At 67.9% G+C, this 13,704-nt stretch carries 13 protein-coding genes; all 13 read right to left on the bottom strand.

Features of this window, described 5'->3' with window-relative positions; translation table 11 throughout:
• Positions 1 to 39: 39 nt before the first annotated feature.
• A complete protein-coding gene (locus tag VN520_RS14835; protein ID WP_325747375.1) occupies positions 40 to 1,596 on the bottom strand; it encodes an ABC transporter substrate-binding protein in 1,557 nt (518 codons plus the stop codon).
• A 631-nt stretch (positions 1,597 to 2,227) separates the two neighbouring features.
• Positions 2,228 to 3,091 (bottom strand): alpha/beta hydrolase, encoded by an 864-nt coding sequence (locus VN520_RS14830; RefSeq protein ID WP_325747374.1) that lies wholly within the window; start codon positions 3,089 to 3,091, stop codon positions 2,228 to 2,230.
• Positions 3,092 to 4,198, bottom strand: coding sequence for a hypothetical protein (locus tag VN520_RS14825; RefSeq protein ID WP_325747373.1), 1,107 nt, complete (start codon positions 4,196 to 4,198; stop codon positions 3,092 to 3,094). It lies immediately after the preceding gene.
• 32 nt (positions 4,199 to 4,230) lie between these two features.
• Positions 4,231 to 5,583 carry a CoA transferase gene (locus VN520_RS14820; protein ID WP_325747372.1) on the bottom strand — a complete coding sequence of 451 codons (1,353 nt, stop codon included), beginning with the start codon at positions 5,581 to 5,583 and terminating at the stop codon, positions 4,231 to 4,233.
• Positions 5,580 to 6,740 (bottom strand): CaiB/BaiF CoA transferase family protein, encoded by a 1,161-nt coding sequence (locus VN520_RS14815; protein ID WP_325747371.1) that lies wholly within the window; start codon positions 6,738 to 6,740, stop codon positions 5,580 to 5,582. The genes VN520_RS14820 and VN520_RS14815 overlap by 4 nt, the downstream gene beginning before the upstream one ends.
• Positions 6,737 to 7,213 (bottom strand): hypothetical protein, encoded by a 477-nt coding sequence (locus tag VN520_RS14810; RefSeq protein ID WP_325747370.1) that lies wholly within the window; start codon positions 7,211 to 7,213, stop codon positions 6,737 to 6,739. The genes VN520_RS14815 and VN520_RS14810 overlap by 4 nt, the downstream gene beginning before the upstream one ends.
• An 11-nt stretch (positions 7,214 to 7,224) precedes the next feature.
• Positions 7,225 to 7,752, bottom strand: a complete 528-nt coding sequence (locus VN520_RS14805; protein WP_325747369.1) for an FAS1-like dehydratase domain-containing protein — start codon at positions 7,750 to 7,752, stop codon at positions 7,225 to 7,227.
• 46 nt (positions 7,753 to 7,798) lie between these two features.
• Positions 7,799 to 8,488, bottom strand: a complete 690-nt coding sequence (locus VN520_RS14800) for a dienelactone hydrolase family protein (protein ID WP_325747368.1) — start codon at positions 8,486 to 8,488, stop codon at positions 7,799 to 7,801.
• Between the two features lie 5 nt (positions 8,489 to 8,493).
• Positions 8,494 to 9,735: an acyl-CoA dehydrogenase family protein gene (locus tag VN520_RS14795; protein WP_325747367.1), complete on the bottom strand. Its 1,242-nt coding sequence runs from the start codon at positions 9,733 to 9,735 to the stop codon at positions 8,494 to 8,496.
• A gap of 365 nt (positions 9,736 to 10,100) precedes the next feature.
• Positions 10,101 to 10,526 (bottom strand): Zn-ribbon domain-containing OB-fold protein, encoded by a 426-nt coding sequence (locus VN520_RS14790; protein WP_325747366.1) that lies wholly within the window; start codon positions 10,524 to 10,526, stop codon positions 10,101 to 10,103.
• 97 nt (positions 10,527 to 10,623) lie between these two features.
• Positions 10,624 to 11,787 carry a thiolase domain-containing protein gene (locus VN520_RS14785; protein WP_325747365.1) on the bottom strand — a complete coding sequence of 388 codons (1,164 nt, stop codon included), beginning with the start codon at positions 11,785 to 11,787 and terminating at the stop codon, positions 10,624 to 10,626.
• A complete protein-coding gene (locus VN520_RS14780) occupies positions 11,784 to 12,566 on the bottom strand; it encodes an enoyl-CoA hydratase/isomerase family protein (RefSeq protein WP_325747364.1) in 783 nt (260 codons plus the stop codon). The genes VN520_RS14785 and VN520_RS14780 overlap by 4 nt, the downstream gene beginning before the upstream one ends.
• Positions 12,559 to 13,704: CoA transferase (locus VN520_RS14775; protein WP_325747363.1), on the bottom strand; the 1,146-nt coding region annotated here is incomplete at its 5' end. The genes VN520_RS14780 and VN520_RS14775, both read right to left, overlap by 8 nt.

Raw genomic sequence — 13,704 nt, 5'->3', positions numbered from 1 at the left:
CGCGACCCGAGGGTCCCGTCCGCCGGCCACCCCGCTCCGCTACTTGAAGGCGTAGAGCGGGGGCGTCGTGCCCAACGTCCCGGTGATGGTGGTGGAGCCGTTGAAGGCCCAGGGCGAATTCGGGTTGCCGAAGGGCGCGAACCAGGCTTTCTCGACCAGGAAGCGGTTGATCTGCTTGTAGATGTCCGCCGCCTCGTCCTTGTCGGCGACTTTCCATTTCGCCAGCAGTTTGGTGAGCTCAGGGTCCTCGCTGTGATAGGGATTGAAAGCACCCTTCGGACCCATCACGTTCGAGACCTGCTCCGCTTCGGGGTTCACCGGCATCTTGTAGACGAACATGGGGAACTCGCCGCCGAGAATACGGGGGATGGATTCCTGCCGCGGAACGGAAACCACTTTGGCGCGAATGTTCAGTTCGGCCAGCTGCTGCACCGCGATGGCGCTGTACTCGTCGTTGTAGTGGTCGACCTCCGGTAGCACGACGCTGAACCCGTCGGCGTAGCCGGCTTCTTTCATCAGCTTCCGTGCGGCCTCGACATCGTACGGGTAGTAGTCCAGGAGATCCTCCTGGTACGCAACGCTCGGAGGACCGTAGGTCTGACTGTTCGCCTTGCCGTTACCGTTCCAGAGGCCCTCGACGATCGCCGGCCGGTCGAACACCATGTTGATTGCTTTCCGTACCCGTACGTCCCCGAGGGCAGGAATCTTCGCGCCGGCCCGGTCGAGGAAGAAGAGCCCACTCCAAAGATTTTGGAAGCTCTTGACGTGCAGGCCCGACGACTTAGCCCGCTCGATGCTTCCGAGTGAAATCTCGGCGCCGTCTATCTGACCGGTCGACAGCGCATTGAGCTGAGCCGTCTCGTCCGCCATGACGATGAATTCCAGCTTGTCGTAGGCGAAGTCGTCAGGGTTCCAGTAGTCAGGGTTCCGGTTGAAGACGAGCTTGCTCCCGGTCACCGTCTCCCGCATGTTCAACACGTACGGGCCGCTGCCCACCGGCTTGGTCGCCGAGGTCGGGGAATCCATCGACGCCGGGCTCACCAACTGGCCCGACGATCCACCGAGGTAGCTGATCAGGGCGGGATTCGGAGCCGGCAACGTGAGAGTGACGGTCAGGTCGTCCACCACGCGCATCTTGACGCCGCCCAGGCGGAGCGAGTCCGCTCCGCCTCCGTCACGGAAACCTTCCATGCTCAGCTTCGCGGCCTTCGCGTCGACAGGCGATCCGTCCGTGAACTTCATGCCCTCACGCAGCTTCAGCGTGAGCACTGTCTTGTCCTCGTTGTACGAGAACTTCTCTGCGGCGTTGGGTACGACAGTGCCGTCGGTCTCCGTCCGCAACAGCGTGTCGTAGACCGGTCGCCATTCGAGACCGGTGTGCCCGGCACTGATTTGTTTCCTCCAGTCCCATCCTGGAAGCGTGTTCTCGAGCGCCAGCGTCAGAACACCGTCGGATCCGCCCCCGGAGCTGCCGACGTTACTGCTGTCGCCCCCTCCGCATGCGGAGAGAAAAAATATCCCGCCTACGACCAGCCCGGCCGTCCCACGCAAACCGCGCGTAGGTGACGATGCGGGGGACCACCAATTGCGCGGCACGCGCCCACCTCCATGAGTCACGGTGAGAGCGTGCACTACTGCCTGCTCTCCGATGGAGCCAACCATCCAGTTGATGAATGCGTCAATGGAGGGCGACAGGTCTGTTACATTCGCGTTATCCGTTAGGTCGGGTAACGATCAGAAGCGGCGCCTCAGGGTCGCGGCACCCTGAATCTTGATGACCCTGCCGCCTCGCGGACCTTCCATGACGATGCATCAGGAGCCGTTCCCGCAATTCGAAGGACAGGCCATCGAGGCCTCAGGCCGCCACTGATGCCTGGGACGCGGACGAGCCGATGACGCCTAGGAATGTACCAGCCGGTACAAGCGAAACACTCCAAGATCCCGTCGGGGGCTTCGTCCCGGCCCTCGGCGCAAACGGGCGCTCCCGCTGCGAGGCGACGCATCGCCGGTGAAGGGTGTGGAACCGGGCCGTGACGCCGGAGCCGGCAGCCACGGCACCGCTCGTCGGCCGCCCTTCAGCCATCGCTGGGGCTGCATGCCGCGTACCTTGCCGTCCCGGCCGCCCGGCACCGGTTCCCTCTTGGCTCAGCAGCCCGGGGCATGGCCAGGAGCCCCGCACCCCCGGCTCCTCACGAACGGGATGGGGGGCGCCCGGGGCTCCCAGCACTCAAGGCCGTGGCATGGCCAGCAGCGCCGAGCACACCGCCGGTTCCTCGAGGATCAGATGATGGTGCGTACGGGGGACCGAGACCATCACATAGGGGGCCGACGACTCCTCGGAGATCTGCTGAGCGGCCTCCTCGTGAAGGTACTCGCTGTACTGACTGAAGATCCACGTCGTGGGAGAGGGGACCCGGGAGACCACCCGGTCGAGGACCGGATCCTTCCAGTCGCCCCGCACGGCGGGGTCGCTGCGCCAGGTCCAGCCGCCCGGGGTCTCGGTGATGCCCGCGTCGATCAGGCGCCGGGTGAGTTCCATCGCCGGCAGGCTCTGCTCCGGCGCCAGCCGGAATCGCGCGGCCAGCTCCTCGCGGTACCGGTAGTACCGCCGCGGCTGCGGTGGCCGACGCAGGGGCGCACGCGTACGCAGTCCCTGCGGGTAGGCGTCGAACACCACGAGATGGTCCACGAGTTGCGGATAGGAGGCAGCCATGACCGACGCCACCACCCCGCCCATGCTGTGCCCCACCACGGTCGCGGGGGCACCGGCACGGCGGACCACGGCTGCCACCTCGTCGGCCCAGGTCTGCCAGGTGTAGCGGCTGCGGTGGTCGCTGCGGCCGTGACCGGAGAGTTCGACCAGGACCACATGCCGGTCCCTCGCGAGGGACGGGACCATGCCCGCCCACCAGGCATGGTTCGCCCTGCTGCCATGGACGAGGACCAGGGTGCCCGCCTCCGGGTCACCCGCCGTCCACACGGCCACCCGCGCCCCGGCGACGTCCTCGAACGACAGGCGGAGCTCGTCCACGGCTCCGCCCGGTGCCGTCCACGTGACGTCGACGCCGGCGCCCGCGTCGATGTCGGTCACTCAGTCGGCCGAGCGGTCGCCGGGTGAGGGGATCGGCTCTTTCCACGGCCGGATCTGGTGCTCGACGACCGCGGACCCCAGACGGAAGTGCTGGGCTTCCTCATGGGTCTCGACGAGCGGCAGATTGGGGTCGTAGTACTGGTCCGGGGACAGCGGAAGGGGACCGGCCTTCGACACGTGCCCAGGCGACAGCCGGCCCAGCACGCCGTCGAGCTTGTGGACGAACCCGATCAGGCGGTCGAGGTCGACGCCGGTCGGGATGCCCATGGCGGTGCACATCATGACGACGTCCTCGGTCGCCGCCATGCCGGTCGCCCGGCCGTTGCCGCAGTAGGGGCAGCCGCCGATGCCTCCGGCCGTCACGTCGAAGCTGACGTCGAAGGTCTCGTCCAGGGCCTTGATCGTCGCATACGTGCTCGGCAGCGCCATGCCACGTCCGTCGTGGAGGTGCTGGCTGACACGCCGGATCTCGGGCCACTCCGCGCGGACCGCGGCGATGGTCTCCTCGACCCAGTGCGGCATGCACCAGCTCATCGGGTCGGCGAACGCGACCGCCGTCACGCGGATGCCCGCCGCCTGCCAGGCGTCATACTGACGCCGGAGCATCGTCATCCGCTGCTCGGTGGTGAAACGGCCCTCGAAGTTGGATCCCCAGGCGGCCCCGATCGAGATCCGGGCCTCCGCAGCTCCCGCGTCGACGGCGCGCTTGATGGTCCGCTCCCAGTTGGCGATCTCGTCGTCCTGGCTCCGGTTCGCGTTGCGCCGGATGAACGTGTCGCACAGGTGCGCACCGGTCGAGAACCCGGACTTGCCGGGCAGATCCAGCCAGGGGAACTCGGCCGCCCGGTCCAGCCCACGCTGGTTCATCGCCAGACAGTAGTAGCTGGGGCCTTCCACCGGCTCGAAACGCCGCAGGACCTCTTCGATCCGGGCCATCTGAGGCGTGTATCGAGGGCTCACGAAGGAGCCCACGTTGATGGCCGGCAGACCGCACTCGGCGAGCTCCTGCAGGAGTTCGGCCTTCACGTCGACGGGGATGTCCACCGACTCGATCTGCATCCCTTCACGCATGACTTCTTCGCGAAGCTGTACACGTGGGTATCCCATGTTCTCGTTCTCCTCGTACTGATTCGCCTGCGTCACTCTTCGTCGCCGTGCGGTCGTACCTTGTCCAGTACGTCCGTCACATCCGCCGCGATCTCGCGGTACACACCTGCCTGGACGAGCGCGTCGAGGTCCAGGGGACGCGGCGGCTGGACTCCCAGCGGTGCGTCGACCACGACCGCATCGCGTCTCAGCGTCTCGATCTCGGCCGCGGGCATGCCCAGCGAACTGAGCACGGTCTCGTTGTCCTCACCGAACAGCGGCGCACGGGCGCGGCTCATGACCGTGGAGGAGCCGGTCCAGACGAATGGTGTCCCGGGGAGAGGCAACGTCTCGCCTCTGACGTCCACCCAGTCGAAGAACTCCCGGTGCCGGAACTGCCCGTCGAGCAGCAGGTCGCGGACCGCGGCCACCGCCGATGCCGCAACACCGTGGCTCTGGAGGGTCTCCGCCGCCTCGTCCGGCGTCCGCGTCATCGCCCACGCGGCCAGACCGCGGCCGAGCTCCGCCAGGCCGGGGTCGTCGTCGGAGAGATGGCCCCGCACGATGCCGGCCACCCGCAGCCGGGCCGCGTCGTCCTCGACGGCCACCGCCACCCACGCATCGTCACCGCGGCAGGCGTAGACGTCGGACAGGAGCGTGTCCGCCTCGGCGTTGCCCTCACACGTGAGCTGCTCGGCGCCGGCCTGTGCGGCGATGAGCGCCTCGGGAATGACAGCCGGGCCGAGCTGGTACATCGCCAGGTCGATCCACTGGCCCTCCCCTGAGTCATGACGCTCTTCGAGCGCCGCGAGAATCGCGTAGAGGCCGGTCCACGCCGCCAGGAAGTCCGGGTAGGACTGCCCGACCTTCCGCGGCTTCTCCCCCGGGTAGCCGGAGTACGCCGTGAGCCCCATGGTCGATTCCAGCGAGGTGCCCTGCGCCTTGAAGCCGGACCAGGGTCCGGAGGCGCCGTACCCCGTGTTGGACAACATGATGAGCCCCGGGTTGCTCGTCACAAGGTCGGCGTGGGTCATGCCCCACCCGCGCATCACACGGGGTGTGAAGTTCTCGACGAGGATGTCGGCCATGTCCACCAGCCGGCGGAGCACCGACCTGCCCGCCTCCTGCTTGAGATCCAGGACGAGCGAACGCTTGCCGCGGTTGAGACTGTGGAATGTGCCGGACCAGTTCCAGCCGTCGTCACCGGGCTCGTTGCGGAGGTAGCGTCCGAAGCCGCCGCCCCGGGTCTGGTCCAGCTTCGACGGCGGCTCGATCTTGATCACTTCGGCGCCGAAGTCGCTGAGGATCCCGCACATGTAGGGCGCGGCGAACACCGCCGACAGATCGACGACGCGGAGTCCTTCCAGCGGTCCGGGAGCGTCTGATCCCACTGCTTCGCGGCTCACAGGACACCTGCCTTGGGACGGGAGACGAATTCCTCGTTGTGCTCCCCGACCTGGGGTGCTTCCCGCCGGACGGTCGTGCCCGTGTGCGAGAGGGAGGCGAGGGTCGCGGGCATCCGCCAGGGGCGGCCGTCGAGTGTTCCCGGCATGACCCGGAACACCTCCCGGGCACCGAGGTGCGGGCATTCGAGGAGCTGGTCGGCCGTCTGTACGAAGCCGGCGAGCAGTCCTTGGGCCGAGGCCCGCTCGAAGAACTCGCGCGGCTGCTCGTTCTCCAGTGCCGACCGGAAGATCTCTCCGACGGCCGCCGCCCGCGTCGCGCGCCCTTCGGACGTCTCGTACTGCGGCTCGGCCAGGCGCTGGTCACCGATGAAGTCCGCGAAGACACTGATCGGGGTGAGGGAATTGACCTGCGCGCTGACGTACCCGGATCCGGCGGGGAGGGGATCGCCCGAGAGAGGATCGACGACGCCGGGACGACGGGTGGAGACGGCACCCAGGAAGGTGTACTCCGGGATCGTCATCACCAGCTCCGAGGCGACGCACTCGGCCATGGATATGTCGATGACGGTGCCGCGGTGCTGCCGTGCGCCCAGGAGGGCGGCCTCAGCGACGTACGCGCCGGTGAGGCCCGCCTGGAAGGTGCTCTGCCGGAGCCCTCGCTTCAGCGGGGAGCGCTCCGCGTTGCCGCTGAAGGACAGCAGGCCGCCCGCGGCCTGCAGGACCAGGTCCGTCGCCTTCCAGTGCGCCTTGGGTCCGGTGATGCCGAACGGTGTGAGCGTCTCGATCACCAGTCCGGGGTGGGCCTCGTGCAGCGAAGCCACATCGATGCCCCAGGTGGCGAGCTGGCCTATGTCGTCACCGATCAGGAGTATGTCCGCCGTCGACAAGAGGTCATCGAGCACGCCGCGGTCCGTACCCGGATCGAGCGACACTCCCCACTTGTTGTAGTTCAGATACTCGAAGAGGGCGCCCCGCTCCTCGCCGTCGTCGGTGCGGTAGTACGGAGCCTCCGAACGGGTCGGATCCCCCTCCGGTGTCTCCACCTTGATCACTTCCGCGCCGATGTCCCCGAGCAGGCGGCCCGCCAGCGGGGTGGCGAGGCCGACGCCCAGCTCGACGACGCGCACGTCGTCGAGCGGGGCCTTGCGCGTACTCATGACACGGGGAACGGGTACGGAACCGCCGGGCCGCCCTGCAGGGGCAGGACGACGGTGGCCGAGCCCGGGGTGCTCTGCCGGCCCTCTTCGTTCCGTATGCCGATCTCGAGCTTCACCGTGCCGTAGCCGTCCTGCTCCGCGAGGTCGGTGACCCGGCCCCATGCGTGCAGGGTCGACCCGACGACGTCCATGGCGCGGAACTGGAAGCTGATGCTGCGCAGCCACCCCTCCGGTTCGGCCCACTGACGCACGGCCTGGACGAGGAAGTGCTGCTTCCAGCTGCCGTTGATCAGCAGGTCGGGAAGCTTGTCGTGCTCGACGGTGAACCGCTGGTCGTAGTGGATCCGGTGCCAGTTCTCGATGCTGGCGGACCAGCGCATCAGGTGCGGCTCGCGCAGGGGCCCGCGCACGAGTTCGGGTATCTCGTCGCCGACGGTGAGCTTCTCGAACACCACGGGTGCCGAATTCGTCATCGTTCCTCCTGTCATCGGTAGATCAGCGAACTCGTGGTGACGGTCAGGACTTCGCCGTCCTGGTTCGTGTAGGTGGTCTGGACACGAACGATCACCATGGGGTCTCCGTTCCGCGACTCACGCTCGGTGAGGCCTGCGTACTTGGAGCGCACGGTGATGACGTCGCCGATCCTCGCGAGCCGGAAGAACTCCGCCTCCGTGCCTCCGTTCAGCAGGCGCTTGAACGGGAGGTTCAGAGGAGGAAGACCGTTCTGACGGCCCGCCTGGGTGCCGTCGCCCTCCGGGTCCTCCTGGAGGCTGTCGAACGGATCGGGCCCGCCCGGCGGACGCCGCAAGCCGTGCATGGGGAAGAGCGGGGGTGCCACCACCTCGCCGTACTTCGACGCGGCTGCCGCCTCGGGGTCCCAGTGCACGGGGTCCGGCTCCATGACGCCGTGCACGAAGCGGCGGAGCATCTCCTCGGACAGCGGCAGCGCCGCGGTGCGGGGCTCGGACTCGACACCTATGAGGGCGCGCATCTCGTCGGTGATAACCGTCATCACAGACCACTTCCTTCTCGAACGTCCACGAACGCGGTCCGGTGGCTCATCGCACGTGCCGCCGGAGGAACTCGACCGCGCGGGACCAGGCAAGCTTCGCGGCCTCGGGGTCGTACGTGCCGATGAGGTTCTCGTCGTTCAGGAAGGCATGGCCGGCCGGGTAGACGTGCAGCTCGGCCGGTGCCTCGCCGGCGGCCTGGAGCTGCTTGAACAGGCCCTCCACGGCCTCGACCGGGATGCTCCCGTCCTGCTCGCCGTAGTGGCCCTGGACCGCACACGAGATGGAGGACGCGATCGCGGCGTCCTTGGGCATGCCGTAGAAGGGGACGGCCGCCGCCACGTGGTCGGACCGCTCGGCGGCCAGGCCGAGTGCGAAGCCGCCGCCCATGCAGAAGCCGATCACTCCGGCCTTCTCCGACGTCACGGAGTCCTGCTCGAGCAGGAAGTCCACGGCGCCGGACAGGTCCCGGGTGGCCCGCTCGACGGGCATCGAGATCAGCATCTCCTTGGCCTCGGCGGCGTCATGCGTCGTGGGCCCGCCGTACAGGTCCGGAGCCAGCGCGACGAAACCCTCGCGGGCGAGCCGGTCGCAGATGTCCGCGATGTGGGTGGTGAGCCCCCACCACTCCTGGATGACGATGACCCCGGGCCCGGACCCGCTTTCGGGGACCCGGAGATAACCGTGAGCCGTGTTCCCGTTGCTGGGAAAGGTGACGTTCTGTACTGACTGTCCCATGGTGCTCAGGCCTCCCAGACCGACTTGCCCTGCTTGAACAGCGCGCGCGCCATCAAGATCCTCTGAATCTCATCCGTGCCACCGCCGATGCGGCCGTGGCGAAGTTCGCGGTAGAAGGTCGAGATCGGCATTTCGAGGGTCTCGCCGATCCCGCCCAGAACCTGCATGATCTTGTCCATGGAGCGGTGTCCCCAGTTGCCGCCCATGTACTTGGCCATGGCGGCGAGGTGCCGGACCTCTTCGCCGGCGTCGTAGCGAGCGGCGGTCTCGTAGGAGATGGCCCGGATGCTCTTGAGGTCCATGAACACGTCGACCAACATCCACTGGATGGCCTGCCGTTCGCTCAGAGGCGCACCGAAGGTCTCGCGCGACTTGGCCCATTCGGTGGCGATGTCCAGCCCGCGTGCGAGCCGGCCGCAGGCCAGGGACCCCCGGGTGAGACGGTCCTGGATGGCGAGCCATTCCTGGCCCAGCCCGAATCCGTAGCCGACCTCGCCGAGGACGCGCCCGGCGGGCACGAAGACGTCGTCGAACCAGACGTGGTGCTGGTGGCCCTTGCGCACCAGCCAGGTCTCGATCGGGCTCGTGGAGATGCCCTCCGCGTCCCTGTCGACGATGAACATCGTCATGCCGCCCCGCTGCCGCTTCTCCGGGTCGGTCACGGCCAGCACCAGCAGGTAGTCGCAGTTCTCGACGCCGCTGATCCACATCTTCTCGCCGTTGATCCGCCAGCCGTCGCCGTCCGGCTTGGCGGTGGTGCGCATGGAGTTGCCCGGGTCCGATCCGGCCCCCGGCTCCGACTGTGCGAAGCAGAAGCGCTTCTCACCGCGGATGGACGGCAGGAGGAACTCCTCCTTCTGCGCTTCGGTGCCGCGCATCAGGGGCAGCATCGCGTTGGAGCGGGGGAGCTTGACCACGCTGCGGTTGAGCTGCTCCGCGACCACGACCTCGCCGAGGGCGCCGTACCCTCCGCCGCCGTACTCCTCGGGAAGTCCGATCGCGTAGAGGCCCGCGTCCTGGGAGACCTTCTTGAGGTGGGCCCAGTCCTCTGCCGGCAGGGAGCCGTCGGTCTGGCCCTCGGTGGCGCCTTCCTTGCGCACCCCCTCGTCCAGCCACTTGTTGGAGAGGAACTTGGCTTCGAGCGGGAAACACTCACGCTCGACGATGTTCTTGGCGTGCTCCTTCAGCTCGATGAGCTCGGGCGGCAGCAGGAAGGGTGCTGCCGGAGCGGAATACTTGACTGGCATGGTTCCTCCGGGAGGGGCTTGCTGACGGTGGAGTGGCTGTGTGCGTCACGGCGTCGACCGCGTCGGTGTCGAAGGCCCAGGACTGTCTCCTCGCACGGTGGACCACTGCGTTCGAGTCCTTGGCGAGCGCACCGGCCCGGCGGGGGCTCTGCCCACGGAACGAGGTCCCGGCATCGTGCTGATCGCCCTGGGAAGAAGAGTTCGGTCTGTGCCAGCACCCCCACCAGGAGAGTCGTCGCGGGAGATGTTCGGCCGCCCGGCCTCCCTCGGCCTGCCACCAATCTTTGACCAACTAGTTGGTCAAGTCAATGTCATGTCCGTTTCGGCAGAGAGAGCACGGAACGTCGAGGCGCGGAACTGTCTGTTCATCGCTCCGAGGGGGCGAAGCGGACCAGTGCGGTCCCCTGCCCGGTGTCGTCGAACACCGCGCGTACCCGGAGCCCGATCCGTACGGAGTCGGGGCTGCAGCCGACGATGTTCGTCATGACCCGCGGTCCCTCGTCCAGTTCGACGTAGGCGAGGACGAACGGGCCGGCCTCGCGGTAGTCGCCCTCCCCGCGCCTGCTGATGGAGAAGGTGTAGATCTCCCCTTCTCCGGAGGCCTCGGTCCACCCGACGTCGAGCGATCCGCACGCCGGGCAGATGCCCTTCGGATACCAGATGATCGTCGCGCAGGCGGCGCACTGCGGCAGCAGGAGCGTGCCTTTCGCGGTTGCCGCCCAGAACTGCTCGGTCTCGGGAACGACCGTCGGTGGTGGGGCCGGAAGGTGCGGGTAGCTGCCTTCGCTCACTGGTCGACCTCCCTGGTACGGGCGCTCTCCGGCAGGGATGTGCGCGTGGGAACGCCGGTCGACGGGGGAACCGGCGGGTACGGCCCGGCAGGACGGTTCATGCGTCCTCCCGCCCGAGGATGAGTGTGGAGCTCCCCATACGGGACGAGATGCGCCCGCCGGAACCGTGGGCGAGAGCGATCTCGCAGTCCGGAACCTGCACTTCGGGGTTGGCCTCGCCACGAAGCTGGCGCACGGCCTCGATGACCTTCGTCATCCCGCCCTGGTTCACGGGATGGTTGCTGGACAGTCCGCCGCCGTCGGTGTTGAACGGCAGCCGCCCGGTGGGTGAGATCAACCCGCCGTCCATGACGAAACTGCCTCCCTTGCCCTTCTCGCAGAAGCCGAGGTCCTCGATGGTCTCCAGCACCGTGATCGTGAACGAGTCGTAGATGGACGCGTAGTCGATGTCGGCGGGTGTCACGCCCGCTTCCGCGAAGGCCTTCGGCCCGGACCACACCGCTCCCGTGTACGTGACGTCCACGCGCCCGTTCATCGTGTGCTTGGGCGCCTCACCTTGACCGAGGACCTTGACGCAGGACCGGTCCAGGGTCCTCGCGATCTCCGGGCTCACGACCACGAGGGCTCCGCCGCCGTCGGTCATGACGCAGCAGTCCAGACGGTGAAGCGGATCGGCCACCATCGGGGACGCCAGGACCTCCTCGACGCTTACCTTGTCCCGCAGACGCGCGTGGGGGTTGAACTGCGCGTGGTGCGAGGCCGCCACCTTGATCTCCGCCAGCTGTTCGCTCGTCGTCCCGAACTCGTACATGTGGCGGCGTGCCGCCATCGCGTAGTTGTTGACCGTGGTGACGCCGTACACCTCTTCGAAGGCGCCGTGCGGCGTACCCCCCGCACGCGACGGAAAGCGCATGCCCGGAGCCGGCCTGGCGTGACCGCCCAGCGTGATCAGCGCGACATTGCACTTGCCGGCGGCGATCGCGGCGGCGGCGTGACCCACGTGGACGAGGTAGGAGGAGCCGCCCGTCAGGGTGGAGTCGATGTAGGAGACGTTCAGACCGAGGTACTCGGCGAGTGTGATCGCGCCGAGCCCGTGCGGCTCGACGGTGAAGTACCCGTCCACGTCACCCAGCGACAGCCCTGCGTCCGCGAGGGCGCCGACGGCGACCTCCGCGTGGATCTGTGCCACCGACCGGTCGGGGATCTTGCGTCTGGGGTGCTCGTAAGCCCCCGCGATGAAGGCTTTTCCTCGAATGCTCATCGCAGGTCCGTTCCCTCCTGTTGTGCCTTCGCCGACTGATGGGTCTTCGCCGACGAGGAGTTCCTGGCCAGGACCCCTCTCGTCATCCGCTGCTCACACCACTGGACGATCTCGTCGCTGCCCTTCGCCGACGAACACGTCCGCAGGAAGGCCCGCGCGTCGTCGAGCACCTGCGCGGGGAGCTCGGCCAGCTCCTCGAGGAGCGCCACGGCGGCGTCCTCGGCCGCGCCGGCAGCGACGGTGTGCGTCACGAGTCCGGAAGCGAACGCGTCGTCGAGCGAGGCCCGGCGTCCCGACAGCGCCAGGTCGACGACGGCCGCCGGCCGCATGCGCTCCACCAGGTACGGCACGACGCCGAGGGGGAAGAAGCCGAGGCCCGCTTCGGGGAGCCGGTACCGCGACTCGGCCGCCCCGACGGCGTACGTCGCTGCCCCGACGAGGCCGAGACCGAGGCCCACGGCCCATCCCTCGACCGCCGCCACGACGGTGGTGTCGCAGTCCTTGACCGTCCGCAGCATGACCGCGGACGGGTTGTCGGAGTAGGTCCACCCCTCAGCAGTGGTGTCGCTCGGGTCACTGAGGTCCGCTCCGGCACAGAAGGTGCCGCCCGACCCCGAGAGGACGATCCCCGTGCAGGATTCGTCCGCGTCGAATTCGCGGATCGCCTTGGTGATGCCGGCGGCCATGCCCGAATCGATGGCGTTCCTCCTGGCCGGGCGCTCGATCCTGATCAGCCCGATGCTGCCGACCCGGCTGATCGAGACCCCGTCATCAGCCATCGCGCTGCCCAGCCGCGCCCGCCGGAGCCAGGCCGAGCTCCGCGAGGATCTCCTCGGTGTGCTCACCCAGGCGGGGAGGCTTCTTCGAGAAGGTCTCGTCCAGGGAGGGAATGGGTGAGCCGGGGACGGGGAACTCGCCCTCGCCGGACAGGTCCGGGACGGTGCGCAGCATGTTCCGCACCTCGAGGTGCGGATCGGCCACCACCTCGTCCATCGTGTGAACCGCGCTGCTGGCGACTCCTACGGCCCGCATCTGCTCGACGACGTCGGAGACCGTGTGCTTCGAGGTCCACCCCTCGATGAGCGCGTCCAGCATGTCCCGGTGCTGCAGCCGGTCGTCGGACTCCGGGGTCTCCCCCATGTAGTCCAGCAGCTCCGGCTTCCCGATGACCCGTGCGACCCCCTGCCACATGCGGGCGGTGAGCGGGGCGAGATAGACGTACCCGTCGCTTGCCCGGTACGTGCTCGCGTACGACCCACGGACCCTGCTGCCGATTCGGGTCAGCGTCTTCCCCTCCTTCAGGACCTCACTGAATCCCGTGGCGTGGAAGGACATCAGACAGTCGAGCATGCTGAGGTCGATGTACGAGCCGTGCCCCGTGTTGTGCCGCTTCAGCAGTGCGTTGTTCACGGCCAGGGCGGCCCACAGCCCGGTGAGGTGATCGGGCACGAAGACACCCGAGAGCATCGGAGCGCCGTCGGGCTCACCCGTCAGGTCCATCAGCCCGGACATCGCCTGGATCACCCCGTCGAAGGCAGGGATGTCGCGATAGGGGCTGTCCTGCCCGAACCCGGTGATGTGGGCGTAGACCAGGCGCGGATTGATCTGCGACAGGCGGTCGTAGTCGAACCCCAGACGGGCGGGCACACCGGCTCCGAGATTCGTGACGAAGACGTCGGCCGTCTTGATCAGGGCGTGGAGCGTCTCCAGGCCCTTCTCCGACTTGAGATCGACGACGATACTGCGCTTGTTCCGGTTGAGCGTGGGGAAATAGCCGCCTCGATTCGATCCGGCGGGGCTCTCCACCCTGATGACATCGGCGCCCTGATCGCCCAGGAGCTGCGTGCAGAACGGGCCCGCGATGAAATGCTCGACGGTCACGACGCGCAGGCCGGGCATGGAGGCGTTCTGCTGGGA

The organism is Streptomyces sp. (assembly GCF_035563135.1).
GTDB lineage: Bacteria > Actinomycetota > Actinomycetes > Streptomycetales > Streptomycetaceae > Streptomyces.
The sequence above is the reverse complement of the archived record's forward strand: the minus strand, read 5'-3'. Positions and strand labels throughout refer to the sequence as shown.